This window comes from Thiohalomonas denitrificans (genome assembly GCF_900102855.1).
Taxonomy (GTDB): Bacteria; Pseudomonadota; Gammaproteobacteria; order Thiohalomonadales; family Thiohalomonadaceae; genus Thiohalomonas; species Thiohalomonas denitrificans.
Genome location: NZ_FMWD01000003.1, coordinates 271641 through 296963, shown reverse-complemented (window position 1 = coordinate 296963; position 25323 = coordinate 271641). Strand labels below are relative to the sequence as shown.

At 55.9% G+C, this 25323-nt stretch carries 24 protein-coding genes; 4 read left to right on the top strand and 20 right to left on the bottom strand.

The features are described 5' to 3' along the window. Positions 1-235 precede the first annotated feature (235 nt). Genes BLP65_RS06075 through BLP65_RS16630 form a run of 3 tightly spaced genes read left to right on the top strand, consistent with a single transcriptional unit; the run spans position 236 to position 3615 of the window. A complete protein-coding gene (locus BLP65_RS06075; RefSeq protein WP_092994000.1) occupies positions 236-1237 on the top strand; it encodes a glycosyltransferase family 2 protein in 1002 nt (333 codons plus the stop codon). Beyond that, positions 1237-2766, top strand: a complete 1530-nt coding sequence (locus BLP65_RS06070) for a lipopolysaccharide biosynthesis protein (protein WP_092993997.1) — start codon at positions 1237-1239, stop codon at positions 2764-2766. The genes BLP65_RS06075 and BLP65_RS06070 overlap by 1 nt, the downstream gene beginning before the upstream one ends. Before the next feature lie 6 nt (positions 2767-2772). Then, the gene (locus BLP65_RS16630; protein ID WP_139181433.1) at positions 2773-3615 is read left to right on the top strand and encodes a polysaccharide pyruvyl transferase family protein; all 843 of its coding nucleotides are present in this window, start codon (positions 2773-2775) and stop codon (positions 3613-3615) included. Between the two features lie 17 nt (positions 3616-3632). Here BLP65_RS16630 and BLP65_RS06060 read toward each other — a convergent pair whose 3' ends face one another. Continuing rightward, complete coding sequence (locus tag BLP65_RS06060; protein ID WP_092993991.1) at positions 3633-4379, bottom strand: hypothetical protein; 747 nt, start codon at positions 4377-4379, stop codon at positions 3633-3635. An 85-nt stretch (positions 4380-4464) separates the two neighbouring features. Between BLP65_RS06060 and BLP65_RS06055 the strand changes: the two genes are divergently transcribed. Further along, positions 4465-5601 (top strand): GNAT family N-acetyltransferase, encoded by a 1137-nt coding sequence (locus tag BLP65_RS06055; RefSeq protein WP_092993988.1) that lies wholly within the window; start codon positions 4465-4467, stop codon positions 5599-5601. Here BLP65_RS06055 and BLP65_RS06050 read toward each other — a convergent pair. From BLP65_RS06050 to tsf, 19 genes are all read right to left on the bottom strand, one after another. Next, complete coding sequence (locus BLP65_RS06050) at positions 5572-6603, bottom strand: polysaccharide deacetylase family protein (protein WP_092993985.1); 1032 nt, start codon at positions 6601-6603, stop codon at positions 5572-5574. The genes BLP65_RS06055 and BLP65_RS06050 overlap by 30 nt on opposite strands. Before the next feature lie 93 nt (positions 6604-6696). Continuing rightward, the gene (locus BLP65_RS06045; protein ID WP_092993983.1) at positions 6697-7692 is read right to left on the bottom strand and encodes an XrtA/PEP-CTERM system-associated ATPase; all 996 of its coding nucleotides are present in this window, start codon (positions 7690-7692) and stop codon (positions 6697-6699) included. A gap of 3 nt (positions 7693-7695) precedes the next feature. After that, positions 7696-9117 (bottom strand): TIGR03016 family PEP-CTERM system-associated outer membrane protein, encoded by a 1422-nt coding sequence (locus BLP65_RS06040; protein ID WP_281180175.1) that lies wholly within the window; start codon positions 9115-9117, stop codon positions 7696-7698. 5 nt (positions 9118-9122) lie between these two features. Then, positions 9123-10004 carry a P-loop NTPase family protein gene (locus BLP65_RS06035; RefSeq protein WP_092993977.1) on the bottom strand — a complete coding sequence of 294 codons (882 nt, stop codon included), beginning with the start codon at positions 10002-10004 and terminating at the stop codon, positions 9123-9125. 17 nt (positions 10005-10021) lie between these two features. Next, positions 10022-10660: an XrtA/PEP-CTERM system exopolysaccharide export protein gene (locus BLP65_RS06030; RefSeq protein ID WP_092994359.1), complete on the bottom strand. Its 639-nt coding sequence runs from the start codon at positions 10658-10660 to the stop codon at positions 10022-10024. Between the two features lie 39 nt (positions 10661-10699). Next, complete coding sequence (locus BLP65_RS06025; protein WP_092993974.1) at positions 10700-12082, bottom strand: TIGR03013 family XrtA/PEP-CTERM system glycosyltransferase; 1383 nt, start codon at positions 12080-12082, stop codon at positions 10700-10702. Positions 12083-12226: 144 nt separating this feature from the next. Continuing rightward, on the bottom strand, positions 12227-13495 hold the full coding sequence (gene tviB / locus BLP65_RS06020; protein WP_092993971.1) for a Vi polysaccharide biosynthesis UDP-N-acetylglucosamine C-6 dehydrogenase TviB: 1269 nt from the start codon (positions 13493-13495) through the stop codon (positions 12227-12229). A 205-nt stretch (positions 13496-13700) separates the two neighbouring features. Continuing rightward, entirely contained in the window at positions 13701-14474 is a 774-nt protein-coding gene (lpxA, locus tag BLP65_RS06015) for an acyl-ACP--UDP-N-acetylglucosamine O-acyltransferase (protein WP_092993969.1), read from the bottom strand. After that, the gene (gene fabZ, locus BLP65_RS06010; protein ID WP_092994356.1) at positions 14471-14908 is read right to left on the bottom strand and encodes a 3-hydroxyacyl-ACP dehydratase FabZ; all 438 of its coding nucleotides are present in this window, start codon (positions 14906-14908) and stop codon (positions 14471-14473) included. The genes lpxA and fabZ overlap by 4 nt, the downstream gene beginning before the upstream one ends. 13 nt (positions 14909-14921) lie before the next feature. Further along, a complete protein-coding gene (gene lpxD, locus BLP65_RS06005; RefSeq protein ID WP_092993966.1) occupies positions 14922-15950 on the bottom strand; it encodes a UDP-3-O-(3-hydroxymyristoyl)glucosamine N-acyltransferase in 1029 nt (342 codons plus the stop codon). Between the two features lie 128 nt (positions 15951-16078). Then, complete coding sequence (locus tag BLP65_RS06000) at positions 16079-16600, bottom strand: OmpH/Skp family outer membrane protein (protein WP_092993964.1); 522 nt, start codon at positions 16598-16600, stop codon at positions 16079-16081. A 26-nt stretch (positions 16601-16626) separates the two neighbouring features. Further along, positions 16627-18945 carry an outer membrane protein assembly factor BamA gene (gene bamA, locus BLP65_RS05995; protein ID WP_092993962.1) on the bottom strand — a complete coding sequence of 773 codons (2319 nt, stop codon included), beginning with the start codon at positions 18943-18945 and terminating at the stop codon, positions 16627-16629. An 11-nt stretch (positions 18946-18956) separates the two neighbouring features. Continuing rightward, a complete protein-coding gene (gene rseP / locus BLP65_RS05990; RefSeq protein WP_092993960.1) occupies positions 18957-20315 on the bottom strand; it encodes an RIP metalloprotease RseP in 1359 nt (452 codons plus the stop codon). Beyond that, on the bottom strand, positions 20312-21502 hold the full coding sequence (ispC, locus tag BLP65_RS05985) for a 1-deoxy-D-xylulose-5-phosphate reductoisomerase (protein ID WP_092993957.1): 1191 nt from the start codon (positions 21500-21502) through the stop codon (positions 20312-20314). Before ispC ends, rseP begins: the two co-directional genes overlap by 4 nt. Beyond that, a complete protein-coding gene (locus BLP65_RS05980) occupies positions 21499-22317 on the bottom strand; it encodes a phosphatidate cytidylyltransferase (protein WP_092993954.1) in 819 nt (272 codons plus the stop codon). Before BLP65_RS05980 ends, ispC begins: the two co-directional genes overlap by 4 nt. After that, positions 22310-23068 carry a polyprenyl diphosphate synthase gene (gene uppS, locus BLP65_RS05975; RefSeq protein ID WP_092993951.1) on the bottom strand — a complete coding sequence of 253 codons (759 nt, stop codon included), beginning with the start codon at positions 23066-23068 and terminating at the stop codon, positions 22310-22312. The genes BLP65_RS05980 and uppS overlap by 8 nt, the downstream gene beginning before the upstream one ends. 45 nt (positions 23069-23113) lie before the next feature. Continuing rightward, positions 23114-23671, bottom strand: a complete 558-nt coding sequence (frr, locus tag BLP65_RS05970) for a ribosome recycling factor (RefSeq protein WP_092993949.1) — start codon at positions 23669-23671, stop codon at positions 23114-23116. Continuing rightward, positions 23668-24411 carry a UMP kinase gene (pyrH, locus tag BLP65_RS05965; RefSeq protein WP_092993946.1) on the bottom strand — a complete coding sequence of 248 codons (744 nt, stop codon included), beginning with the start codon at positions 24409-24411 and terminating at the stop codon, positions 23668-23670. Before pyrH ends, frr begins: the two co-directional genes overlap by 4 nt. A gap of 3 nt (positions 24412-24414) precedes the next feature. Beyond that, positions 24415-25299, bottom strand: coding sequence for a translation elongation factor Ts (gene tsf, locus BLP65_RS05960; RefSeq protein ID WP_092993943.1), 885 nt, complete (start codon positions 25297-25299; stop codon positions 24415-24417). Positions 25300-25323: the final 24 nt, after the last annotated feature.

The following is a 25323-nucleotide window of genomic DNA, read 5'->3' as shown; positions in this document are numbered from 1 at the left end:
ATAAAGTTCTATCAAAATATAGCCGACTCTTCAGAGAGACTCCTTGATCATTCAAATGGGGTTATCTACCCTTCGATGGCAGACGCCGTCAGTTAAACACCCTTTTCTAGTGGCCCATGCGGGCGATTCCCTGCACAGCGCGCCCCTTACCTTGGCCCATTAGCAGGCTCTGATTTCCGCATGGACAATAGGCAAAGGGGGCAATTCACCCCCATATTATGGACCCCGCCTTGAAATGGATCATTCACGGCCATTAGTCAGCGTCATCATTCCCACATTTAACCGGGCAAGACGGCTGGAAAGGGCGATCAAAAGCGCTTTGGCTCAGGAACAATACCCCATCGAAATCCTCGTAGTCGACGATCATTCGACCGACGACACCGAACAGATAATCCGCAACCTTAACCAACGTTTCGGCAAAATTCACTACTTGCGCAACACACGCAAGAAAGGCCCCGGCGGCGCGCGAAATACCGGGCTTTTGGCTGCTCAAGGTCAATATATCGCCTTTCTCGATTCGGACGATCTATGGCTCCCGGGGCATTTGCAAAAGGCGGTCGCGGTTCTCGATGAAGTCCCCGGGATTGACTTGATATTCGGCAATCTCCTGGTCTTCGATCAACCGCACCAGCGTGTTTTGCCGGATTGGAGTTCAGGCAAACAGCAGCTTTCCGGACTCAGGACCTCCCGACTCGCATGGGGAGCAGAACGAATCGAGCAACCACTCTTCCGTCCCTTGGTGGAGGAGTCCTTCGTGCTGCTATCATCCGTGGTGATGCGCTCAACCGGTAGTGGTCGCCCAACCGCCCTCTTTAACGAAGACCTGCGGTTTTCGGAGGACCGTGATCTGATCATTCGCCTGGAAAAAATCAACCATTATCACTTTGCCTATCAACACTGCGCAACCGTACTCAGAAACCAGAGTGACACCCAACTGACCACGCCGGGCAATGAGACCCATCGCGTAGTCCTCCAGTCCCATCTTTCCATATACCGGCAATATTTACGTCAATTTGAGCTGGATAGAGATGAACGCATCCATCTGATCGACCTGATCTATAGACGTCTGTTGTCCCTTTCCTATTTCCATCGCGAAATGGGTGACTACTCCAAAGCCATAAAGACCGCTGCCAACGCCTTTGCCATCAGCCCCCGTATTCCATCCTTGATTGAAATCGCAAAGGTGACGGTAGCTTTCGCAACCAGACTCAGATCTCGCCGACCGGCGTCAAACTAATGACCGAAAATTCCAAAAAGCTGATTCTCGGGTCCGTAATGCGCTCGCTAACGCTGGTGGCCAATGTGGTTGTCGGCTTTTTCCTGATGCCCTTTGTCATCGGTGCACTGGGTGATCACTGGTATGGTTTCTGGGCAATTGCCGCCAGTCTGGTCGGTTTTTACGGCCTACTCGACTTTGGTCTTTCGCTGACAACCCAGCGAAATGTCGCGCACGCATTGGGCTCAGGGCGAACGCAGGACGTCAACGGCTGGATGTCGACGGCCGTGGTCGTATTTTCGGGGGCGGGACTTTTCATCATTGTCGCATTGATCCCGGTAATCATGTGGGTCCCTGCCTTCATCGACGACCCCGCCAGCGCACGCACGTTGCAGTACGTGTTCGGGATACTGGGCCTCAACATTGCCCTAAGCCTGCCGTTTGGCGCTTTTCACGGGTTATTGGCGGCCAAGCTGCGATTCGATCTCCTCAGCGCCCTGGAGTTGGCCAAGCTGGCGTTGCGTACCGCGCTAATCATCTACATCGTAGGCAGCGACAGCTCCATCGTGTCCCTCGCACTGATTACCTTTGCCTCGGACCTGGCGGTACGATTAGGACAGCTTTTGCTAGCATGGTATCTCCATCCTACACTTAGAATTCAGCCCCGCTTGTTTACCAAACAGAAGTTTGCCGCATCACTCAATTACAGCAAGTTTGTATTCCTCACCTCGGTGGCCGAACGCGTCCGCATGTCGGCAGGCACCTTTATTGTAGGTTTCGCCATTTCGGCGTCAGCCGTTACTCATTTCGCGATTGCCCTGCGCCTGATGGATTATCTGGGGCAAATGGTCGCCAGCATTTTCAGCGTCGTAATGCCGGTATTCACGAAACACCATGCATCTGATAATCGGATTCTTCTCAACTCCCGCTTCATGATGGTGAGTCAACTCTGTGCCTTCTTCTCGATTCTCCTGGGCGGCCTACTGGTGGTTATGGGAGATGAATTCATCGCGATCTGGATGGGCCCGGAGTATCTGGACGCCTATTATCCAATGGTGGTGCTGGTGGCCGGGATCGTTCTTGCGAATACGCAACGTCCCTCGGTCTCCCTCCTGAATGCCATTGCCAAGCACCACTACTACGCCTGGATTTCTGTATTCGAGCTGGTTGCAAACGTCATCCTTAGCCTTGTCCTGGTATTTCCGCTGGGACTACTCGGAGTGGCCCTCGGCACCACCATCCCCATCATCATCACCAGGCTGTATCTGCAACCGCGGTTCGTCTGCAGCCAAACAGGAATAAGGCTCACAGATTACTACCGTTCCACCTATTCTTCGGCGATTCCGGCTGTTCCCGTTTTCATTGGAGCTGAACTCGCGACCGGGTATTTTCCCTTGTCCGGCTATACCCATCTTGCTCTTGCCGGGGCCATTATCGGCATTCTTTACACTGCCATTACCTTTAAATGGTTCCTTGCACAAGAAACCAAGCTCTATTTGTTCGACCTATTACCGATTCGGCTACGACCCCTCTATACCCTGTTTACCTGAAGCATCATGCGCCTGCATTATTTCAAGTGCCCCGATGGCAGCTCTAATTTTGGTGATGAGCTTAATCCGTGGTTGTGGCAACGTCGCATTCCAGAGCTCTTGTCAGATGACGATCAGGATCTGTTTCTCGGCATCGGCACGATACTGAACCGTTCCCTCGCCTCCGGTTCCAAAAAACTCGTTTTCGGTTCGGGTTGCGGCTATCACCACCCCCCTCGACTGGACGATCATTGGGACATTCGTTTTCTGCGTGGCCCCCTGTCAGCACGGGTTCTGGGATTATCAAACGAGCGGGTGGTTACCGATGCAGCCATTCTGCTTCGCCCGTTGTTGCCCCCTGCTCCATTGAGCCGCTCAGGGTACGGGTTTATGCCTCACTGGCAGAACGCTCACGCTGACTGGGCACGGCTTTGCGATGAACATGGTCTTGTCTACATCGATCCCGCTGATCCGGTTGATGCTGTTTTACGTAAGCTGAACAGCCTGACTCTCCTCCTATCCGAGGCCATGCATGGTGCCATTGTTGCCGATCTGTTGCGTGTACCCTGGATTCCAATCACCACCAATAGCAATGTTTTGCCCTTCAAATGGCGGGACTGGTGCCTCTCTCTGGGTCTTGACTATTATCCGAGTGCGATTCCATCCCTCTGGGCACCCTCGGCTTCTTCACGTGACAGTTCTTTGCGAAAACACTATCTACGGGCCAAACGACGCTGGGTTGCCAAGCAACTCTTTTCGGTCATCGAAAAGAGGAGGCCACTACTCAGCGACAGTAAGCGTCTGGCCGATAGAGCCCGAGAAGCAGAACTTCACCTGGCCCAACTGAGGTCCGAGTTCATGGCCAGGTAAAAGCGCATATCGAATTTTTATATTGAACCGCACGCCCGGGCTTTGTCAGTGACAAGCTGTTCCAGGACCAGCGGCCGCTTCCTCGCAACCACTGGCATCTTTTTGTGGAGTGCATTCAGAACCCAGAAATGCGGCAGGCCTGTAATTCTCCAGAATTCAACTCCACCCACCGGTTCAAATCCCAGCCTTTCATGAGCGCGCTTTGAAGGAGTGTTCAGTTTTTCAATATGGGTATAGACCGGAATCGACTCGGGAAACGAATCGACAATAAAATTGGCCATCAATGGAAAAAGTCCTTTCAGCCGGTAGCTGGGCAGGATATAGCCGTTACTCAGAAACACCCCTTCTCCCAGCCTGATCTCTATCGTTTGCGGGCCTAGCTCATCCCGGCTCAGCCAATACCGGTTCCTGAACAGCCATTCGTAGGCTACGATCTGTTCACCACTACGGACCGCTACGCAACGCCCACCCTCACGCAGGAATTTGCCAAACAGTTCGTCCATCGCCTGCTGCTCGCTACTGTTTGCTGCTGTTGTCAGGAGGGAGAGCTGGGAGATATCACTGCGTGAAGCAAAGCCGATGCTGACACGAGGATCCGTTCGCACCTGAATCCGCCGAAAACGCTTCAGACGATAGAGATCATAGGCTGCGTACTCAATGGCACATGGAGGAATAATTCCATAACTGCAAAGACGTGCAAGAACCTGCTTGGAACCACTACGACGATAGACGTCGATCGCCCTTCTCATGCGCTTCCAATCCATCCGTGGATCCTTTCGTTAATGTGCGACACTTACTCTTAGCGTAGTAGCAAGCCACCATATTTAAACAGAGACCAACTGCGTAAACATGAAAGCAGAACTGATAAAAGTGACCGATATTGAGGCTGCCCGGGAGGCATGGTACAGGCTGGAGCCACACTGCGAATGCAGCGTCTTCCAGACCTGGACCTGGATGGGACCATGGCTCGAACGCGCGCTAAAAATCCTCTCTCCCTGGATGCTGATTGCCAGCGACAACGGTGTACCGCATGGTCTGGCCATCGCGGTAGAGAGACATTGGATTCGCAACCATGTGTTTCCGGTAAAAGCACTGTTCATCAACGAGGCGGGGCCCGACAGACTCGATTTCTGTACCGAATACAATGGCTTTCTGTTACGCACCGGTCGTGAACAGGAAGCCCGAAGTGCGATGCTCTCGGCACTGGTCGATTCCCCGGCGGAATGGGATGAAGTACACGTTCGACGGATCAGCGAATCCCTGATCAAAGAGGGTCAGTTGGAATTGAATAACGGGGTGCCGACCGGTCTCTCGGTTCGAACCACCAATGCTCTGGTATCCCGCTACGTAGATTTATCCCGACTCCGCGCAAACCAGCAAACTTACCCCGACTCACTCAGTGCAAGTCGTCGAAAAAAGATCCGTCGTGAACTTCGTATTGCTGAGAAAGCGGGTCCGCTGCAAATAGAGGCGGCTACAACGGTCGAGAGTGCATTGAAAATCTTCGAGGAGCTGAAAACGTACCATCAGCTTCGTTGGGAACGTTCCGGTGAACCGGGCTCATTCGCCAATCCGGAGTGGGAAGCTTTTCACAGGGACCTCATAGCACAACAAATCCCTCAGAATGGCGCTCAACTTCTGAAAGTGATCGCCGGAGAAATACCGATCGGATTCATCTACAGTCTGGTTAAGGCCGGCCACATATATGTCATCCAGACCGGTTTCAACTATGAATCCATCCCTGAGCTGCGGCCCGGAGAAACGACTCATTACATGGCCATTCAATGGAACTATGAGCAGGGCTTCAATCGGTACGATTTTCTGGCTGGGGATTCCTTTTACAAGCAAACGCTATCAAATGCTTCCGATCGCCTGTTGTATCTCACCATTCAGCGTCCCCGCTTGAAGCTGACGCTGGAAAACATGCTTCGGACCGGGGCCTACTCTACAAAACGGTTAAAACGCCTGTGGCACCTTGGTAACTGATGGCTTAAAGCCCTGGTCGCACCCACAGTCAACGTGACCCAGAAGGGTCCGGCCTGCCTCCGAGGCAGTAACGAACTTCATTCGGCTTTGACACGCAAAGGCAATGAACTCTTCAATGCGATCCATGAACCGATACTTTTCATCCCGGGTTCGAACAAAAGGGGTGAGGTTCGGCACCAAAGTGGGCGAGTGAAAAAACAGGTTTAGATAACCATAGCCTTCGCTATTCATGCGTTTTGCAAGCCGGATCATTGCGCTCGCAGTGGCTGCTTCAGGGCTAAGCACGACCCTATTCAACAGGGATAGTCGGTCAAGCAGGCCGATCATGCGTAACCGATTGAATCGACCCCGGCGAATTGTTCGTTCAAATCGTGCCCGTCGACTGAAGTTTTTCTGTAGGTAACCGGTGGTCGCTGGAATCTGCACCATACTGCCGGCCGGATCGACATCGTAAATCCTTTTTTCATGAAACCGGTAGGGTTGCGGTGACATCCCTGAGTAATCCGGCCCAAAACTGTCCGACCAGTCGGTGTATGCAGTTACCGAGGTCTCTACCCGATAGCCCAGCCCTTGCAGGGCTTCTGCGACATTCTGGCCATAACCCCACCGGCCACTGCGAAAGGTTGTCGGTGCAGTGCCCAGCCGTTCCTCCAGCAGGTTATGCAGGTTGCGGATTTTGGCATCAACCAGCGGTGCAGGAAGATGCAACAACATCGAGTTCTTCAGGTAGTGTGCTTCCTTTCGGGGCGGCGTGTTCCAGGGATGGCAATGGCCTCCAACCTCACACAGTCCCCTATCCTGGCGGTCCCGCAAAAATTCGGTAAGCGCCGCATTCTCGCCCATATTGTAGGTGACCAGGTACGTCGGCTTGGCCCCATACCGTTCGAACAGCGCCTGAAGTGCCGGAATGGCATCGGCATTGCGGGTCGTCGGGTGAGGAGCGAAAGGTCTCCAGTTGTCTTCCTCTGTGTCAATCGTTATCAGTACTTGTTGTCTACTCATGGGCTACCCGAATCCCGATTGTGTTTACGTACATTCCATCGCAGCGATTGTCAGACTTTCAGTCTCCTCTATGACATCACCATCATCCGGGAATCACGTTCTTTGCAGGCTCTGGATCAGCGCCTTGGCCAGTGAACGACAATCCATCAATTTCTCGAGTGAACCCATTCGCTCTTCTACCGCAGAGAGGCGCTGCTCCATCAGTTCTTCACCCTGGCCAGAAACCATCTTTTGTGTACCTGCCAAAGCGGCTTCACTTTCGTCGGATGCGCTTGGCTGCTCCTCGGCCAACTCACGAGCGACTTCGGTCACCAGATCGCGGTCAACCATTTCTTTCTCTTCCAGATACGCTACCAGAAAGATTCGGTCAGCCAGCGTATTGATCCGACGGGGTATACCCTGGGTCTCGGAGTAAATGGAGTCCAGTGCATCCTGATGCAGTTCCGGCCGTCCTTTCCAGCCGACTCTCTGGAGACGGTGCTTGATATATCCTTGGGTTTCCTCCTGGCTCATCGGGCCAAGATGGCAAAATGCCACAGCCCGTTGCCGCAACTGCTCCATACGCTTTTCCTGCAAACGAGCGCGCAACTCTCCCTGCCCGACGAGACAGGCCTGCAGCATCTGGCGATCACCGACCTGGTGATTGGTCAACATACGTAATTCCTCAAGCGTCGAATAGGGCATGTTCTGTGCCTCATCAACGATCAGCAAGGCCCGCTTACCTTCCAGGCGCCGCTGCGTCAGGTAGCCCTGCAACCGGTTGAAGATCTGAGAACGAGAGAGCCCTTCATTGCTCACCCCGAAGGCTAAAGCAACCGACTCTGCAAGATCAGACGCCTCCAGTTGCGTGCTGGCAATCTGACCGATAACAAAATCGGTGTCACCCGACAGTTCGTTCACCAGGGTCTTAATCAGGGTGGTCTTGCCGGCTCCGATCTCCCCCGTCACCACCACAAAGCCCTCTCCCTGATGAATGCCGTATCGCAGGTAGGAGAGTACGCGCTGGTGACCACGGCTCGCAAAATAGAAATTGGGGTCCGGGCTTAGCGAGAAGGGTTTACCGTTCAGTCCGTAGAACGTCTCGTACATGGTTCAAAACTCCGCCCTGGCCGTTAAAAAGATCATGTTCTGCTGATAATCCGAGCTGTCCGCGGTCGAATCCCTTTCCGTGTACTGGTAACGCAGTGTGCCGACGCTCCGTCGTGTCATCCGGCGCTCCAGCCCAAACGACATATACCCCAGATAATCTCTTCGATCGATACCCCTGAAGTCCCGCCTCTGCAGTTCTCCATCCGCCAGGAAAGTGGTCCGAGGTGCCACTCGCCAGTTCCAGCGGGCTCCTGCACCTGCCAGTTCCTCCTCATCATTGGTGATCTGATACTCACGATCTTCAGTATAACCGTACAACTCAAGCCCGGTACGCCCCCTTTCCCGCGACCAGCCACCGCGTAAGCGGCGGCTCAGATAGACCTCGTTGTCGAGTGCGGTAGTCGTGGTAAATTGAGCCGTTTCGGCATCGATCTGCTCAGTGTCGACGACCGTGATCCTTTCGATTTCACTGGTGTAGTCTTCCGAGTAGCTCGCCCGGAACTGCCCCACATTGGTCTCTCGGGACGCCGACAGATCGAATGTCGTTCCGAACAATCGGTTACCTATCGAAGCGGTCATGTTTGTCTGAGTATTGGGGGTCCACTCGCCCCTGACGCGCCAGACGCTGCCGTCCTCTTCCAGTACCTCGTCGACCCCACCGTACTCGTTGTCCTCATATCCGGCCTCAAGGCCAACCGATAGCCTGGTTGAAAACCGATGCCCCAGAAAGATGCTCCACTCGTCCAGGACTGAATCCTCCCTGCCATCGGAAACCAGCACCCTGTGGGAGGCCAGCATGGCCCAGCGAAATTTCTGATCGGAAGCATTACCGAAACGTATCAGTGATTGCCTGCGTTCCCCGTCAGATAACCGACCTTCGTCATATTCAACACGGTCGACCTGGTACTCTGCCCGCATCACCAGCTGGTCGCTGAACCGATGGTGCAGATAGGGATTGATGGTAAACGTCGCAACATCCGTGCGGTTGTCAGTTACGCTGATGTTGTTGACGGAGACAGGCGCTTCCGATGAAATGATTTCCTGTGAATATCCGGCCCCTGCCTTGACAAAAAACCACTCGGGAACTGCAACGACTTCACCCACAGCTTCTGCCTGATGATAGGTCTCATTATGGTCGGACTCTTTTGCGTACCAAAGCGCCTCGAACTGGTAATCAAGAGACAAGTCCAGTCTCGGCGCGGTTCGCGAGTAGGAGATCCCCGGCGCTATCTGGGTAACGAAATCCTCTTCCTCATTACTCGAGGAGAGAGTCACATTGTCCGTATAGATTTCGGAAACCTGGAGCACAGGAGTTATATCGACTTCAGCGGCAGGAGTTACGCCCGGCGCTGCCAGACAATATCCCGCAGCCAGAACGACTGGCCACGAAAAATATTGAAATTTGTTTCGCGATTTTAAAATCATCACACTCACTGCTGTTGCTCGTCGGGCACATAGTAGCGGCCGTAATAGGAATCAAATGTTCCGGACGCCATATTGAATACGAAGCCCGCCAACGGGTTTGGTGATAGAAGATCCACCCCCTCTTTCACGGCTTGCTGCGGTGTCGTGCCTTGAGCCACCACGAAAAGCACCTGTCCCATCAGACTGCTGAGGACTGCGGCGTGACTGGTCGCAAGCAATGGGGGTGCATCGAACAAGACAATGCGATTGCTGTACCGGGTGGCGATCTCTCCGGCGAGCTCACGCATCCTGTCACTGGAAAGCAATTCCACTGCCTGTGGTTCGTAAGAGCCTGCCGGAAGGACCGCAAGCTTTGGAATGTCTGACCATTTCAAAACTTCCGGCATGCTGCTACGGCCGGACAGCACATCGACAAGCCCCGGGCTGTCTCTCAAGCCAAGCACGTTGCTGAGCGAGCGCTTTACCAGATCGGTATCCACCAGGAGAACGGTGTGGTCCATCTCTTTGGAAAGGCTTATTGCCAGGTTGAGGGCATTGAAGGTCTTTCCTTCACCGGGAAGAGCACTGGTTATCATCACCATGTTTCGCGCACGAGGATTGATGCGCTCGTTCTCAAGATTGGAACGCACCCTGCGCTTTAACATACGGTACTGTTCTGCCAGAACGCCGGTGGTGAGGCCAATTTTGTTCTCCTCGAGGCGCTTCCCGATGTGGATATCTACGGCAGGCGATTGCATCGGTGTGTTTTTTTTAACCGTTTTCGCAATGCGTTCCGCCGCAGCCTCTACGCTGTTTTTTCCTGTCTCTGGTACGGATTCGCGACTGCGTTCCGGTTGGCTTTCTTGCTGCTTCGACAGGCGTTCGGCTGCTTTTTCAATACTACTCATGTCTGCCCCACCCTGGGTTAGAAGAACGATTCCGGGATAATCAGGATATCTCCGGGTCGCATCTCCACGTTAGCCGAAATATCTCCATCCTTGACCAAATCCGCCAACCGAACGTTGAACTGCTGTTTATCGGTCTTTCCGACCTTGCGCACGATACTGGCCCGGTTACCGGCTGCAAACTCTGTCAAACCGCCGACCGCGATCAGTACATCGAGTACCGTCAAATCTTCACTGTACGGTATCATCCGCGGCTCGACCGCCTGACCGACGACTCTTATCTGTTCAGTGGCTCGCCCCACGACTTCCGAGACTGTCACAGTGACCACCGGGTGCTTGACGTAACGCGCCAGGCGCTCTTCCATTGCTCGCGCCAATTCACTGGGTGACTTTCCACTGGCCTGGACATCTTCGACCAGGGGAGTGGTAATCCGTCCGTCGGGCCGGACGGGAACGGTTGCGGAAAGGTCCGGATTACCCCACACAAACACCTCCAGGCTGTCTCCGGGACCGATGATATAGTTGACCTCCGCTTGCTCGCCTTCGGGGTTTACCGGCTGCGACGCCGCTGTTTTTCCTCGTATCTGGTCCAGCTGAGTGCAGCCGTTCAACCCCAAAACCAAAACGGACCCAGCAAGCAGTATGGTGGCAGTGCGCATAGTCATCTCCATTGCAAAAAGTCTTCCTGTTACGACAATTCAACGAGCTCCCCTTCCGAACACAACTACTTCGGCAGTTTGAACCAATATCAGCAGGTCCATCAGGAAACTGTGATTCTTTATATAATAGAGGTCATACTGAAGCTTTTGTGCAGCATCGTCCTGCGATGCTCCGTAGGAATAGCGTAGTTGCGCCCATCCGGTAAGCCCGGGCTTCATGCAGTGCCGTTCTGCGTAAAAAGGTATGACCTTCTCAAGCTCATCGACAAACTCGGGCCGTTCCGGACGGGGTCCGACGAAGCTCATCTCTCCTTTAAGCACATTCAGCAGTTGAGGAAGCTCATCCACTCGCGAGCGACGGATCCATTTCCCGACCCTGGTAATGCGCGCATCGTTCGTCATTGCCCAGCGCGCCTTGCCGTCACTTTCGGCGTCAGTGCGCATGCTCCGGAATTTAAGTACTTCGAACAGGTTCCCGTTTTCCCCGACACGCATCTGTCGATAGAGAATCGGTCCCGAAAAGCCACTTTCAAAGAAAATGGCCAACGCTGTGACTGCCATGACAGGCAAGGCAAACACCAACAACAAACTGGCAGTCACCAGATCAAACCCGCGCCGTAGCATTCGCGCCCGAGCGCCATAACGAAATCCTTCCGAGCCGACGAGCCAGCCTGGTGTCAGCAAGTCCAGAGAGATTTTTCCCGTCTCCTTTTCGACAAAACTGTTTTCGTCGGTGACCCTTATCCCACGGGCCCTGCACGCCAACAGTTCGGGCATCGGCAAGGTATTTCTGCGTTCCCCGGTCGCAATCACGATTTCCTCGCAGCCGTACTGCTCGGCAAGATCGGAAAGCTTGACGGGTTGGTGAACGATGCGTTCGCTATCAACATCGAACTTCTCCCCCGCGACCGGAAAAAACCAGACGATCTCCACGCTTTTGGTCTGCTCGGCGATTTGGCTGATTGTCCGCGCCTTTGCCCCGGTCCCCAGAACAATAATTTTTCTGGCCAAAGCGCCACTATCCACCAGCCGACGGAAAATGAGCCGATCCAGCGTGATGAACGCAATGGCGATCCCCGCAGCTGTCGCAACGACCGTACGATCGATCGTCATCGTCGGCGTCCAGTAGGAGATGATTGCCAGAATGACGCCGGCTCCAAAAAGGGCGACGACCAGCCGCGAGAGATAGGAGATCACTCCCTCCCAAACACCCGACTGGTACAGTCCCATTGCAGCCATACTCAGGGTCATCGTCCCTCCAAATACACCGGCGCTCCAGAGCCACGGTTCACCCAGAACAGCTTCGGTTTGCAACCACGTCATGGCCAGGTACACCGAGAGCACACCAAACGTCAGTTCTGCACCAAACAGCAAAACGAACGGCGTGCGGAAGTACTGACCGGCAATCCGAATCGTCGGCATTCGGGTCCTCCTTGAACAACATCGAGGCTTTCCTGCCCAGAACCGTCGGAATACCACATAACCCTGTAAAAGCGGTTTGGTATTGAACGTATAGACGGTGTTTTCTGAACCTGCAATTGTTGCTATCCCGATATCAGTCGGGAATCACAATCGTCCATCGACCTGATCCGCCGGAAATACATGCTTGGCATCGAACACCACATGATTGGGCTTACAAGCCCCCTGGAAGTGCGGCAGACCTTTATCGATAAAGCGTTGATGGCCCACGCCAAGTAACATCGCGTCGTAATGTCCTTCAGGCAGATCCTCAACGGGTTTGATCCCATATTGATCATAAGCCTCTGCAGGGTCGACCCACGGGTCGTAAACATCAACGTTTACATGGAGTTTGGTCAGCGTTTTAACGACATCTACTATTCGACTGTTGCGCAAGTCGGGGCAGTTTTCCTTGAAGGCGAGACCGAGGATCAGGACGTTGGATTCAGGTACGTGAATACTGCGCCGGAGCATGCACATCACCAGGCGATTGGCCAGATATTCGCCCATCCCGTCATTAATCCGGCGTGAGGCAAGAATGATGTCCGGGTGATGCCCCATTTCCTGGGCCTTGTGGGTCAGGTAGTAAGGATCTACGCCTATACAGTGACCGCCTACCAGGCCCGGTCGAAAGGGAAGAAAGTTCCATTTGGTGCCAGCGGCCTCGAGTACGGCCTGTGTATCGATCTCCAGACGTTCAAAGAGAATGGCAAGTTCATTGATCAGCGCGATATTGACATCACGCTGGGTATTTTCGATGACCTTGGCTGCTTCGGCGACTTTGAGGCTCGGGGCCTTGTAGGTGCCACCCGTAATAATCCGCTGGTAGAGACTGTCAACGAACTCCGCACCTTCCGGACTCGAGGCCGAGGTAATCTTCTGGATGGAGACCAGCGGCCGCTGTTTGTCGCCGGGATTAATCCGTTCAGGGCTATACCCGACAATAAAATCCTCATTCAAATGCAGTAAGGATTTGGATTCGAGGATTGGGATGCAGACTTCCTCGGTCGCGCCGGGATAGACCGTCGACTCGTAGATGACGCAATCACCCTTGGAAAGGACCCGGCCGATCATCTCACTCGCCTTGCGCAGTGGCGTCAGGTCCGGTTGGTGATGGGCATCCACGGGCGTGGGAACAGTGACGATGTAGACGTTGCAATCCGTCAACTCTTCCAGGTGATCGGAAAACCTCAGGTGCTGCACCCGCCCGAGGACCTCCGGTGCAACTTCGAGCGTGGAGTCGCGGTTATTTCTGAGCTCCGCCACCCGCTGGGCCTTGATATCAAAACCAACGGTCTCGAATTGCTTGCCGAACTCAACCGCTAGGGGAAGTCCGACGTAGCCGAGACCCACCACGCCGATTCTTACACGTTCCATGTCCAATGAAGTCGACTCCCTGTCGTTTTTTGGCAACTTGTCTATCCGAAGTGTAGACGCTATTCAGGTCCTTCTGAATGCAAGAGAAGAGAGTGGCACGGGGAAAGTAGGGACATCGGGGTCCTGTTGCTTATTTGCAACAAATGCGAATGCTGCAGCCAGCCAACTCCTGATCCTCTCGGGAGCAGGCCGGGATCCGACTGAATTACCGAATGATACTGCGCTGAGACTGATCAATGAACTGAACCAGTTCGGCGACTACCGCATGCTCTTCCGCCATCGCTCCGAGCTCCTGGCGCGCCTCGTTGAGAGGGAGTCCGCTCCTGTACAGGAGCCGATAGGCCTCTTTCAAGGCGCCCAGTGCTTCGGGGGAAAAGCCCCTCCTTTTCAGTCCTTCCCTGTTGATCCCGTGAGGTTTGGCAGGATTGCCACTAACCATCAGATAGGGCGGTACATCCTTGGCGATAGCACTCCCCATCCCGGTAAAGGAGTGTGCACCGATGGAACAGAACTGGTGAACCAGGGTAAACCCGGAAAGGATGACCTGATTCCCGATAGTCACGTGACCCGCCAATGACGCATTATTGGAAAAAATCACTCCGTTCCCGACGTGACAGTCGTGGGCGATATGGATGTAGGCCATAAGGAGGTTGTCATCGCCCACGGCCGTGAGACCGCCTCCACCGACGGTTCCACGATTAATGGTGACCGACTCCCGGATGATGTTGCGATCGCCAATCTCCAGACGCGTGGGTTCGCCACTATACTTCTTGTCCTGAGGGGCTTCGCCGATGGATGCGAACTGGAAAATCTGGTTTTCCTTCCCGATGACCGTCGGTCCCTGAATAACCACGTGGGGACCAACCCGGGTGCTCTCACCAATTTCAACATCGGCACCGATGACGGTATAGGGTCCGACCGATACATTTTCGGCCAGCCGGGCTTTCGGATCGATAATGGCAGTGGAATGAATGCTCATGCGATCTCCTGTTCTGCACACATCAGATCAGCGCTGGCCACTACCTTCCCGTCTACCTTTGCCTCGCCCTTGAATTTCCAGATTCCGCGTTTCGTCTTGAGAAGTTCCACTTCCAGACGCAGTTGATCACCCGGCTCCACCGGAAGTTTAAAACGGGCATTGTCGATGCCCGCAAAATAGTACAGCCTGTTGTCGTCCGGCTTGCTGTCACTGCTCTTGAAAGCCAGGATTCCAGTGGCTTGCGCCAGGGCTTCCATGATCAGCACACCGGGAAAAACCGGCCGATGCGGAAAATGCCCCGGGAAAAAGGGTTCGTTGACCGTCACATTCTTCACAGCGATCAGAAATTCACCGGGTTGGTAGTCCAACACCCGATCGATCAGCAAAAATGGATATCGGTGGGGCAGGTACTCCAGTACCTGGTGGATGTTCATGGTGTTCAAGTGGCTACCCTTTTTTCAGTTCTTCGAGTTCTTTTTCCAACGATCGAATCCGGCGCGCCATATCGTCCAACTGTTTGAAGCGGACGAAATTCTTCTGCCAGCGCTCATTCGCCTCGAGCGGCACACCGGCGGAATACATTCCGGGCTTTTTGACCGATTTGGTCACCAGCGACATGGCCGTGATAGTCACGCCATCGGCGATCTCCAGATGTCCGAGGATACCCACGCCTCCGGCAATGGCACAGTGCTTTCCAATCACGGTACTGCCTGCGATCCCGACACAGGCCGCCACCGCCGTGTGAGCACCTATGCGGACGTTATGTGCGATCTGGATCAGGTTATCGAGTTTTACACCCTCTTCGATGATCGTGTCGTTTACCGCACCCCGGTCAATGGTGGTGTTTGCCCCCACTTCGACATCGTCCCCGATTACCACGGCACCGAGTTGATGGACCTTGAGCCAGCGTCCGGCATCCTTGGCAAATCCAAAGCCGTCGCTGCCGATAACTGCGCCGGCATGTATCACGCCACGCCTTCCGATATCGCTCCCGTGATAGATCGAAACATTGGCGGCCAGGCGGGTTCCATCTTCGATAATGCAGTCGGAGTCTATGAAACAGCCCGGGCCAATCACCACGTCAGCACCGATACGGGAGCGGGGTCCGACAAAGACATTCGGCCCGACAACGGCGTCTGGATGGACTTCGGCGCTCTGGTGAATCTGTGCTGTGTGATGCCGTCCCGGTTCGGGCGTATCCACCATGTCGAACAGCGCGGTAACCCGTGCAAACGCGGCATACGGGTTGTCGGCCACAAGGGCGGCGACAGGACACCTTGAAAGAGAGCCCTCGTCCAGAATAACGGCGCTAGCCCGTGTATCGGATAGCTGGTTTCGGTATTTCGGATTCGATAAAAAGGCGATCTGCCCTTCATGTGCATTGGCTAGCGTGCCGATACTTCCAATACGCAGTGACGGCTCGCCTTCCAGCCGTGCACCGGCAACCTCGGCCAAGGCTGTCAGTGAATACTCCATTATCTAACCAAACGGTCGACTTCGAAAAGAGCGTGATGCAGTGGTGACAGGGAGGCCTGGGAGCCACGGCAAGGGCTGAACGTATCTGGTTGTGTGCGCCCCTGGCGCATCCGCTGCGAAGGCATGGGTCAGTTGTTCAGCCGTTCCACGACGCGTTCGGTAATATCGACCTTGTCACTCGCGTAAACGACGCCCGCTTCAAGAACGAGGTCATAGCCATTCTCCTTGGCCAAATCGGTAATCGCCTTTGCCACCTTGCGCTGCAATTTAGAAAACTCCTCATTGCGGCGAATATTGAAGTCTTCGTTAAACTCTTCCCGGGAACGTTTCAACTCGCGACGCTCGGAGACAATATCTCGTTCGACTTTCCGGCGCTCGGATTCACTCATGACCGCCCCGTCTCGCTCAAGCCTCTCCTCCAACTCTTTCAGGGCATTACCCGAGCGGACCAACTGTTCGTCACGCGGTGCAAATTCAGTCTTGAGGCGTTCCCGGGCTTCCTGGGCCTGAGGTGCTTCCTTGAGGACCTCGGGGGTGTTCACAAACACCATACGAACACCTTCGGCCTGAACAGGAAATACGAAGCAAGCGGCCAGCAAAGCTCCGGCCGAAACGCGTTTGCAACTGGTGACCAATTTCATTCGATACATGTTCCCTTCCTGATCAGATTCAATCGTTAGAAAAGCGTGCCCAGAGTAAACTGGAACACCTCGGTCTCATCATCGGCTTGTTCGTTCATAGGCTGTGACAGGCTGAAGCTCATCGGGCCCATCGGTGTCAGCCAAACCAGCGAGAGCCCCGCTGAATAGCGCAGTTCACCGAAATCGATGTCCGAGTCGGCGGTGTCATAGACATTACCTGCATCGACAAAAGCACTCAAGCGGGTCGAATCCGCCTGTTCCCCGAAAGGTGAAGGGAAAATCAGCTCCGCATTGCCGAGCACGCGGGCATTACCACCGAGGGGATCGTCGTTGGAATCCCGCGGGCCGAGACTGTTGGCTCGGTAACCCCGCACGGTCCGACTGCCACCGGCATAAAAACTCTCAAACGGAGGCAATTCGGTAGTATCGCCGAGGCCGTCACCGTAACCGATTTCCGCCTCACCTTTGAATATTAACCAGTCATTCAGCGGGATATACTGCTCATGTTTGGCTCGCGCTTTGAAAAATCCGATGCCGTTGTCCCCGGCCGCTACCGCGAGTTCACCTGACAGCGTACTCACCCCTCCCCGATCCGGGAACACCGTCTTGTTGCGGGTATCCCGATTCCAGCTCGGCGATAGCGTCACGGTACTAAACCTGCAGTCGTCGATTTCAGCATTGTCTTCGCAGAAGCCGATTATTTCATCGGACGCATCTGTTCCCAGCTGCATGTCCGTCACGCGATAGTCCAGTCCCAGACGGTAAAAACTGAATTCGCTCAACGGAACCCCGAACGAGACCCCTGCCCCGTAAGAGTCCGTCGTATACTCGGAAATGTCGGCTTCCTCTGCATCGGTCTCCCGATAAGAGGCGCGGAGTGTCCGACTGATACCATCATCGGTAAAGTACGGGTTGGTGTGGCTGATGCTGTAGACGGTATTGACGTCGCTGGTATTGACTTCTATGGCGACGCGATCGCCGGTCCCCAGGAAATTATCCTGATTGATGCTCCCGGACAGCAGCAGTCCGTCTGATTCGCCATAACCGATGCCCAGATTCAGACTGCCGAAATTGGGCCGCTCCACCACCTTGTAATTAACGTCGACCAAATCCGGACTGCCGGGCACCACAGGCGTTTCAACCTCGACCTGTTCAAAGAAGCCGAGCCGGTCCATGCGCTCACGTGAGCGCTCCACGCTTTGGGTCGAAATCGGAGCGCTCTCCATCTGACGGAGTTCGCGCCTCAGAACCTCATCCCGGGTTTTCACATTACCGCTGATGTTGATGCGGCGGACGTATACGCGCTTGCCCGGATCCACAAAAAAGGTGAGATCGACCGTTTTCTGCTCCTCGTCAATGTCGGGAATGGGATTGACATTGGCAAATGCATACCCTTCATCTCCGAGCCGCTCACTGATCCCCCGGGCACTTTGATTGACCCGCGTGCGGGAAAAGACTTCCCCCTCGCCGACCTCGATTAGCTCCTGCATCTGCTGCTCGGGAAGGACCGTGTCACCACCCAGGGCGAGCTCACCAATCCGGAACTGTTCCCCTTCACTGATATTGATGGTGATATAGACATCCTGCTTGTCGGGAGTAATCGAAACCTGCGTCGAATCGACCGAAAAATTGATGTAACCCCGATTTAGATACCAGGAGCGCAACGTCTCCAAATCGGCGCCAAGCCGCTGTTTCGAATATTGATCCCGGTCAGAGAACCAGGAGAAAAACGGCTTGGTGCCAAGCTCGAATTCGTCGAGCAGCTCATCTTCATCAAAGAGACTGTTCCCGACGATATTGATTCGCTTGATTTTCGCGGCTTCGCCTTCACCGACCAAAATATTCACCGCCACCCGATTCCGTTCCAGTGGCGTCACTTCGGATTCGACCCGGGCGCTGTATTTCCCCAAGTTCAGATATTGCCGTTTCAGTTCCTGTTCAACCCGGTCCAGCATTGAGGGATTGAATACGCGTCCCTCGGCAAATCCGATCTGTTGGAGACTTTCCAGCAACTGTTCGGAAGGGATATCGTCGTTGCCTTCCAGGTCAATACTGGCGATGGCGGGGCGCTCTTCGACAAAGACGATCAGCGTATCCCCTTCCCGCTCCAGAACGACGTTTTCGAAAAAGCCGGTTCGGAACAGTGCCCGGATAGCGTCGCTGGAGCGATCTTCAGTCAGCCGCTCCCCCTGTTCCACCGGGAGATAGTTGAAAACCGTACCAACGGAAATCCGCTGCAGACCTTCAACCTGAATCTCTTCGACTACAAAAGGCTCAAAGCTCCACGCCGATTGTATCGAGGCGAACAGCACTAATGCCGCCGCAGAGCGGCGAATGGATTTCGGAAACGCCATCTATATTTATCTCACCCGGTCAAGCGCACCAGGTCGTTGTAAAAAGCCAATGTCATCAACGCGATGATTATCGCAATCCCTATCCGCTGGCCGACAGCCTCCGTCGTCTCGGAGACAGGGCTGCCTTTGACCGCTTCCACCAGATAAAACATCAGGTGGCCCCCATCAAGGACCGGGATCGGTAAAAGATTCAACACGCCGAGGCTGATACTAACAATTGCGAGGAAAGATAGAAATCGACTAAAACCCGCATAAGCGGAATCCTTGGCATAACGGGCAATGGTTATGGGACCGCTGATGCTCTCGGTCGAAACCCGTCCAATCACCATTTCCCCCAGCATGCGCAGGGTCAGGGTGGACATCTCCCAGGTCCGGCCAATGGAAGCACCGACCGCCTCGACGGGTCCCTGCTGCCACGTACTGGTCAGCGCAGCCACCTGGGATGGGTCGACTTTCACCTGTGCGCCTATCCGGCCTACGGCACCCTGCTCCGTTTCGACCCTTGCTGGCGTGATCTCGATCTCAATACGTTCACCATTTCGAAGCAGGCTGAAGGTGAGGGCCTCGCCCGGATTTTCCCGAATGACCTCGACCATGCTCTGCCAATCGTGCACCGGCTGACCGGCGATGGCGACCACCTCGTCGTCCGGCTGCAACCCCGCATTTTCCGCCGGGGAGCCTGCCTGTATCTCACCGATAACCGGCTGCAGATCGGGTCTTTGGGGACGCAGACCAATGGTCGAGACCAGTTCCTCCGGCTTGACATCGCGCCCGGCCCGCTTCAGGGGGAGTTGTCTGGTTTCCGTCCTGCCGTCAGTCAGGATCGTCAGCTCGACCGGCTCTCCGAGCAGCAGTTTGGGAAGCAACCGATCGAACACTGCATCCCACGTTGGAGTCTCTTCGCCGCCGACGGCAACGATCTGCTGCCCCGGGCGCAGGTCTGCCCTGGCGGCAGGCGTCTCCTCCACCACTTCACCCACGATCGGCTTGATGCCGGGAATGCCATTGACGAACATCAACCAAAACGCAAAAACGGCAAACAGGAAGTTGAAGAACGGGCCCGCGGCCACGATCGCAAACCGCCTGGCCACGCTCTTGCGATTGAAGGCGCGGTCCAGTTCCTCCTCAGGTACCTCGACTTCGCGCTCATCCAGCATTTTGACATAGCCACCGAGGGGAATAGCAGCGACCACGTATTCCGTGCCGTCCGCCCCCTTGCGGCTCCATAGCGGACGACCGAAGCCGATCGAGAAACGAAGCACCTTGACCCCCATCCGCCGAGCCACCCAGAAGTGACCAAATTCATGAACAGCGATGAGAACACCAAGGGCAACGACCAGCGCAAGGACCGAACCGATGAAATCGATCATAAAACTCCGGGATAGCTGATGCGGATCCACTCATTCGCCACTCGCCGGGCGGCAGCGTCTTCCTCAAAAATAGTCGGCAGGTCTGCGGCTTCCCGCCGGGGCAGCTCGCCCAGCGTATACTCGATGGACCGCGGAATGGCCGTAAACGGGACGCGACCCTCCAGAAATGCCGCGACAGCGACTTCATTGGCGGCATTCAGGACGGCCGGGCACGTTCCACCTGCATCCATCGCTTCGCCTGCCAGGCGCAGGCAGGGAAAACGCTGCAGATCGGGGGGCTCGAAGTCGAGATGTGCCACCTGGAAAATATCCAGCGTGTCCACGCCGGAATCGATCCGCTCGGGCCAGGCCAGCGCGTGGGCGATCGGCGTCCGCATGTCGGGATTGCCCAGTTGCGCAACCACGGAACCATCGATATACGACACCATCGAGTGAATGATGCTCTGCGGGTGCAGCACCACCTGAATACGATCCGTGCGGGTACCAAATAGCCAGCAGGCCTCGATAACCTCCAGCCCCTTGTTCATCATGGTGGCCGAATCGATCGAGATCTTTCGACCCATGGACCAATTCGGGTGGGCTACCGCCTGTTCGGGGGTAACCTGTCCCAGCTCCGATAATGGCAGATTCCGGAACGGACCACCGGACGCAGTCAACAGGATGCGATTGATACCGACCTCGTCCAGCCCCCTCGCAAAATCGTGCGGCATGCACTGGAAAATGGCGTTGTGTTCGCTGTCGATGGGCAGCAGCTCGGCGCCGTTTCGGCGCACCTCCTCCATGAACAGGGCACCGGACATCACCAGCGCCTCCTTGTTGGCCAGGAGGATACGCTTGCCGGCACGGGCCGCGGCCAGGCTCGGGCGCAGCCCGGCCGCCCCGACAATGGCCGCCATGACGAAATCCACCTCGTCCAGAGCCGCCACGAATTCCAGTCCCTTCTGGCCGGCCAGCACCTCCACCTCGGGTGCCAGCGTACGCAGGCGCGTGGCAAGCTGCTCCGCTGCCGTCTCGTCAACCATGGCTGCATAGCGCGGGCGAAAGGCAACGCACTGTTCCACCAACCGGTCCACCCGGGAATTGGCAGTCAGCGCAACCACCCGGTAACGATTCGGATGACGGGACAACACATCCAGGGTACTCACACCGATGGACCCGGTGGCTCCCAAAACCGTTATCCCGATCACATCCAGCTCCTCAACCCGTAAAAACCCAGCACAAACACCGGGGCCGCCGCCGTCAGGCTGTCGATGCGGTCCAGAATACCCCCGTGTCCCGGCAACAGCCCGCCGCTGTCTTTAACTTTCATCATGCGTTTGAACATGCTTTCGGAGAGGTCACCCAGCACCGAAGCAGCGATAGTGAAAGCACAAAGGAGCAGGAATCCGGGCAGGACCACCTCTGGACGCAGCCAGAACCACCCAATCGCCCCCACCGTCAGTGCAACAGCGGCGCCACCGACGACGCCTTCCCAGGTTTTACCGGGGCTAACCCGGGCCGCCAGGCGATGGCGTCCCCAACGACGTCCTGCAAAGTAGGCCCCGGTGTCGGCGCCCCAGATTAAAACCATCAGCAGCAGCACGAAGCCGGGTCCGGGCGCACGCTGCAGAATGACCAGACATCCCCAGGCCGGTACCAGCACCAGGACGCCCACCACTGCCCGCACCGTGCGGTTCTGCCGCATTGCCTCGATACCCTCGGGATAGCGCACTACCGCCACCAGGGCCAACGACCACCACACCAGTGCCAATAGACCAATTGCGATGACACTGCCAGGCGTTGCGGTCAGCGGGTAAAGAATAACGATGAGGAGCGCGACTGCGGCCGTGTACCCGATGCGCCCCGCACTCGATTTCAATCCGATCAGGCGGGTCCACTCCCAGGCTCCCAGCAGCATGATCACCCCGAGCAGGAGCGCAAAGAGAAGGGATGGAAGGGCCAGAATTGCCCACACCGCGAGCGGCGCCAGGATCAAGGCCGTTAGAATTCTCTGTTTAAGCATCCTCCTGCTCCACCTGATCACCGGTCTTGCCAAACCGACGCTGGCGGGACGCAAACGAGTCCAGAGCAGCCTCGAAACCCGCCTCCCGGAACTCCGGCCACAGCAGTGGGGTGAAATAGAGCTCGGTATAGGCCAGTTGCCAAAGCAGGAAGTTGCTGATGCGCTGTTCACCGCCGGTGCGGATAAACAGGTCCGGTTCGGGAAGTTCACTCAGGGCCAGGCGCTCTCCCAAGGCATCCGGGGTGATATCTTCCGGCCGGATCTCGCCAGAAGCGACGGCCGCAGCCAGGGACCGGGCGGCCTCGGTGATATCCCAACGACCCCCATAGTTCACTGCAACCGCAAGGGTCAAAGCAGTGTTGTCCCGGGTGAGTGACTCTGCATCGGCAATGCGCCGCTGAAGCTCGGGTGAAAAGGCATCGGTATCACCCACGATTCGCAGTCGAATGCCGTTTTTGTGCAGCTTGCCGACTTCTTTGTCGAGGGCGGTCATAAACAGGTTCATCAGCAGCCCGACTTCCTCTTTGGGACGCCGCCAGTTTTCACTGCTAAAGGCGAACAGTGTCAGCGCCTCGATCCTGTAATGCAGACACAGCTTCACCATGCTCCGGACCGATTCCAGCCCGGAGCGGTGGCCGGCAAAACGTGGGAGGTGGCGCTGCTTGGCCCAGCGGCCGTTACCGTCCATGATGACAGCGACGTGCCGCGGCAAGCGCGTTCGTGGGGTCGAACTGATGTGTTCGTTCGCCATAATTGGTGAATACCGAGGCAGCGCCCTCGAAGCGCTGACCGGTGTTCAGATTTCCATCAGATCTTTTTCTTTCGCTTCCAGAAGCGTGTCCACTTCTGCTACATGCGCATCCGTCAACTTCTGGATGTCTTCCTCGGCCTTGCGAGCCTCATCCTCCGAGATTTCCTTCTCTTTGAGCAGCGTTTTGAAATCGCCATTGGCGTCGCGGCGAATGTTGCGTATCGCGACCTTGGCGTGCTCACCTTCCTGGCGAACCAGCTTGCCCATTTCGCGGCGCCGCTCTTCGGTCAGGGCCGGCAGCGGCACTCGGATGACCGAGCCGGAAGTCGCCGGATTGAGTCCCAGGTCGGAGGTCATGATCGCCTTCTCCACCTTTTGGACCATGGGTTTCTCCCAGGGGGTCACGGTCAGGGTACGGGCGTCCTCGCTGGAGATGTTGGCCACCTGACTGAGAGGGACTTCCGAGCCGTAATATTCGACCATGACGTGGTCGAGAAGGCTCGGATGCGCACGCCCCGTGCGCAGCTTGGAAAGTTCGTTCCGTAGCGCTTCGATACTTTTTTTCATACGCGCTTCGGCGTTTTTTTTGACATCATTAATCATGCGCTATCTCCCCTTTCAACCAAGGTGCCTTCGTCTTCGCCCCGCAAGATACGCATCAAGGCACCCGGCTTGTTCATGTCAAAAACCCGCAACGGCATATTATGATCCCGACAGAGCACCATTGCCGTCAGATCCATGACACCCAGATTCCTCGCCAGCACCTCGTCATAGGTTAGACGCGAATAGCGGGTCGCCGAGGGGTCCTTGACCGGATCGGCGCTGTACACCCCATCCACCTTGGTCGCCTTCAGAACCAGATCGGCACCGATTTCGATTCCCCGCAGGGTAGCCGCAGAGTCGGTCGTAAAAAACGGGTTTCCGGTACCTGCAGCAAAGATGCATACCCGGTGTTTCTCGAGGTGCCGGATCGCGCGTCGCCGCACGTAGTCCTCGCAGACCTGGTGGATCGGCAATGCGGACATGACCCGCACTGCCAGGTCCTCGTGCTCGAGAGCATCCTGAATGGCCAGGGCGTTAATCACCGTGGCGAGCATGCCCATATGGTCGGCGGTGGCCCGTTCCATCCCACCGGCCGCCAGACTGACGCCCCGAAAAATATTACCGCCACCGATGACCAAGGCGACCTGGGCGCCGGCTTCCACAGCCTCGGCCACTTCCCGGGCAGTGCGTTTGGCGACCGCCGGGTCGATGCCGAACCCCTGCTCTCCCATCAGCGCTTCGCCGCTGAGTTTGAGCAGGATCCTTTTATAGGGAAATGTGGTTGCGTCGGCGTTGCCCATTGATCAGGTACCGCGGGCCTGGGCCATGACTTCCTCGACGAAGTTATCGACCTTCTTCTCAATACCCTCGCCCACTTCGAAGCGGCGGAAGCTGACCACCTTGGCACCCTTGTCCTTGAGGAGCTTTTCGACCATGGTGTCCGGATCTTTCACGAAAGGCTGACCCAGCAGAGTGATCTCCTTGAGGGCCTTTTTGACCCGGCCTTCAACCATCTTTTCGATGATCTCCTGCGGCTTGCCGCTCTCTGCGGCCTGAGCCATGAAGATCTCCCGCTCCTTCTCGATCATCTCGGAAGGTACGTCATCGGCGGAGATGTACTGCGGTTTACTGGCAGCGATATGCATCGCCAGATCGCGGGCCAGCTCTTTATCGCCGCCTTCCAGCTCCGTTACCACACCGATGCGGCTGCCATGGAGATAACTGGCCAGAATACCCGAGGTCTTGAAGCTCGCGAAGCGGCGCACGGCCATGTTCTCGCCCAGCTTGGCAATCAGGGTTTTGGTGGCATCGCCAACATTGGTATCGTCACCATCCTTCAGAGGCATGGCAAGCAGCGCTTCCAGGTCGTCGGGGTCGCTGGCCAGCACACGCTCGGCAACGGCATTGGCGAAGGCCTGAAAGTCCTCGTTCTTGGCCACGAAATCGGTTTCACAGTTGATCTCGACCATGGCCGCCTGCTTGCCGTCGTCACTAGACTTGACGGTAATGAGGCCCTCGGCCGCGGTGCGTCCGGCCTTTTTGTCGGCCTTGGCCAAGCCGGTCTTGCGCATATGTTCGATTGCGGCATCGATATCGCCGCCCGTCTCCACCAGCGCCTTTTTACACTCCATCATGCCGGCACCGGTGCGTTCACGAAGCTCCTTTACCTGCGCAGCAGTAATCGCCATTGTTCATAGTCCCCTTTGAGAATT

Excerpts from the sequence above, each read along its gene's own strand:
- BLP65_RS06075 (WP_092994000.1), top strand. The coding sequence starts at position 236 with ATGGATCATTCACGGCCATTAGTCAGCGTCATCATTCCCACATTTAAC.
- BLP65_RS06070 (WP_092993997.1), top strand. The coding sequence starts at position 1,237 with ATGACCGAAAATTCCAAAAAGCTGATTCTCGGGTCCGTAATGCGCTCG.
- BLP65_RS16630 (WP_139181433.1), top strand. The coding sequence starts at position 2,773 with ATGCGCCTGCATTATTTCAAGTGCCCCGATGGCAGCTCTAATTTTGGT.
- BLP65_RS06060 (WP_092993991.1), bottom strand. The coding sequence starts at position 4,379 with ATGGATTGGAAGCGCATGAGAAGGGCGATCGACGTCTATCGTCGTAGT.
- BLP65_RS06055 (WP_092993988.1), top strand. The coding sequence starts at position 4,465 with ATGAAAGCAGAACTGATAAAAGTGACCGATATTGAGGCTGCCCGGGAG.
- BLP65_RS06050 (WP_092993985.1), bottom strand. The coding sequence starts at position 6,603 with ATGAGTAGACAACAAGTACTGATAACGATTGACACAGAGGAAGACAAC.
- BLP65_RS06045 (WP_092993983.1), bottom strand. The coding sequence starts at position 7,692 with ATGTACGAGACGTTCTACGGACTGAACGGTAAACCCTTCTCGCTAAGC.
- BLP65_RS06040 (WP_281180175.1), bottom strand. The coding sequence starts at position 9,117 with ATGATTTTAAAATCGCGAAACAAATTTCAATATTTTTCGTGGCCAGTC.
- BLP65_RS06035 (WP_092993977.1), bottom strand. The coding sequence starts at position 10,004 with ATGAGTAGTATTGAAAAAGCAGCCGAACGCCTGTCGAAGCAGCAAGAA.
- BLP65_RS06030 (WP_092994359.1), bottom strand. The coding sequence starts at position 10,660 with ATGCGCACTGCCACCATACTGCTTGCTGGGTCCGTTTTGGTTTTGGGG.
- BLP65_RS06025 (WP_092993974.1), bottom strand. The coding sequence starts at position 12,082 with ATGCCGACGATTCGGATTGCCGGTCAGTACTTCCGCACGCCGTTCGTT.
- tviB (WP_092993971.1), bottom strand. The coding sequence starts at position 13,495 with ATGGAACGTGTAAGAATCGGCGTGGTGGGTCTCGGCTACGTCGGACTT.
- lpxA (WP_092993969.1), bottom strand. The coding sequence starts at position 14,474 with ATGAGCATTCATTCCACTGCCATTATCGATCCGAAAGCCCGGCTGGCC.
- fabZ (WP_092994356.1), bottom strand. The coding sequence starts at position 14,908 with ATGAACATCCACCAGGTACTGGAGTACCTGCCCCACCGATATCCATTT.
- lpxD (WP_092993966.1), bottom strand. The coding sequence starts at position 15,950 with ATGGAGTATTCACTGACAGCCTTGGCCGAGGTTGCCGGTGCACGGCTG.
- BLP65_RS06000 (WP_092993964.1), bottom strand. The coding sequence starts at position 16,600 with ATGTATCGAATGAAATTGGTCACCAGTTGCAAACGCGTTTCGGCCGGA.
- bamA (WP_092993962.1), bottom strand. The coding sequence starts at position 18,945 with ATGGCGTTTCCGAAATCCATTCGCCGCTCTGCGGCGGCATTAGTGCTG.
- rseP (WP_092993960.1), bottom strand. The coding sequence starts at position 20,315 with ATGATCGATTTCATCGGTTCGGTCCTTGCGCTGGTCGTTGCCCTTGGT.
- BLP65_RS05980 (WP_092993954.1), bottom strand. The coding sequence starts at position 22,317 with ATGCTTAAACAGAGAATTCTAACGGCCTTGATCCTGGCGCCGCTCGCG.
- uppS (WP_092993951.1), bottom strand. The coding sequence starts at position 23,068 with ATGGCGAACGAACACATCAGTTCGACCCCACGAACGCGCTTGCCGCGG.
- frr (WP_092993949.1), bottom strand. The coding sequence starts at position 23,671 with ATGATTAATGATGTCAAAAAAAACGCCGAAGCGCGTATGAAAAAAAGT.
- pyrH (WP_092993946.1), bottom strand. The coding sequence starts at position 24,411 with ATGGGCAACGCCGACGCAACCACATTTCCCTATAAAAGGATCCTGCTC.
- tsf (WP_092993943.1), bottom strand. The coding sequence starts at position 25,299 with ATGGCGATTACTGCTGCGCAGGTAAAGGAGCTTCGTGAACGCACCGGT.